Annotated in this window: 1 protein-coding gene and 1 pseudogene; both read right to left on the reverse strand. The window is 42.4% G+C overall.

Features of this window, described 5'->3' with window-relative positions:
- Positions 1-479 (reverse strand): annotated as a pseudogene (locus tag BG32_RS11990) (O-antigen ligase family protein); the annotation flags it as partial.
- A 116-nt stretch (positions 480-595) separates the two neighbouring features.
- On the reverse strand, positions 596-1540 hold a 945-nt coding region (locus BG32_RS11995), incomplete at its 5' end, for a polysaccharide biosynthesis tyrosine autokinase (RefSeq protein WP_121526900.1).

Consider the following 1540-nt stretch of genomic DNA (forward strand, 5'->3'; position numbering starts at 1 on the left):
AACGGCTCGCCGACCTTACCAAGAAAGATGTCCACACCTAGATAGAAGTTCAGGAGAGCGTCAAAAGCAACTACCGCAGCTCCAATTACAAAAAAGATCATTACAATTTCTAGCTTCTCGATGGTGTTCCATTTGTTCGAAATATAGACCGCTGTGAAAGAGAGAAAAACTACATAGAGAGCGATTTCTAAAGAATATCTCAGGTACTGTGGATTGTCCATAGAGACCACGATCAATGACAAAAGAGCCGCTATGCCTATTCCGAAAAATGCCAGATGAACGTCTCCAAATTCTACTGAAATCTCTTTTTTCCTTATTAACACAGAAAGAAAGATAATTGTGAATCCAATAACGTAGAAAAGATGTTTTCCAGTTGAAGGCTCATGTGTGAATCCCTTTGTGACAAACAAAGGGATGAACAGCGTTAAAAACAGATAGACAATTGTCTCAAAGTCTATAACATGCTTCTTTACGGACATCCAAACCACCTCGTCAAAGCAAAGAGTTCAGGACTAAAAGCGCAGAGAATTGCCATTATTAGTTTCGTCAGCATTCAGTAGCGAACTTTTCGAATTTTCGGTATTAGCTATTTTGATTATTTCTTTGTACGCTTTCTTCTTTTTTGCCTCTTTCCCTCTTCATTGTAATAGTAGTAGTAGTGATAGTAATAGCTTGAATTCTTCTCATCAACACCATTCACAATTACTCCAAGGATCTTGATTCCCACTGTTTTTAGATTCTCAACAACTATTCTCAAGCCATCCTTAATCGCCCTTCCAGGCCTCACGACCAGTACTATCCCATCAAGCTTGTTACCGATGAGAGATACATCTGAGGTAACCACAGCCGGAGGCATATCTATGAGAACTTTATCGTATCTCTGCTTGAGTTCTGAAAGCAGGGCATCGATGTTTTTCGATGAAAGCACTATTGTTGGATTGGGAGGAATAGTTCCAACCGCTATGAAGTCCATGTTATCCGCGTAGTGTTGTATAACTTCATCAATTGTTGTGTTTCCCATAATCACATCTACTGCGCCCTTAGTTATCTTTCCTGCCTTGAGGATCTTCTCTATCCTCGGACGACGCAAATCGAGATCTAAGAGAATGACTCTCTGACCGCTGTTTGCCATTGAGTAGGCCAGGTTCGCTATCACAAAACTCTTTCCCTCGGTAGGCAGAACGGAAGTAACGGCAACAGACTTTCCCTCACCCATCGTGAAGGAAAGGTTGCTTGCGGCCAACTTGATTGATTCTGAGGAAGGAGCGGTGGGATTCTTCTCAACGTACATTTCCTCGCTTGCCCCCTCAATATTCGGAATTCTACCAATGATAGGCTGTCTGCTAAACCGTTCTATCTCTTCTTCCGTCTTCAAAGTCTTGTCGAGGTACTCAGCAAGGAAGACCATGAGCATTCCGAGAAAGATTCCAAGCACACCTCCAATTGCGAGAGAAAGTTTTTTGTTCGGCTTTACCGCAGACTGGGGTACAGTTGCAGGATCAACTATTGCTGCGTTTCCAACTACGGCAGCTTCACTGAT

It is taken from the genome of Mesotoga sp. HF07.pep.5.2.highcov, assembly GCF_003666285.1.
Lineage (GTDB): Bacteria > Thermotogota > Thermotogae > Petrotogales > Kosmotogaceae > Mesotoga > Mesotoga prima.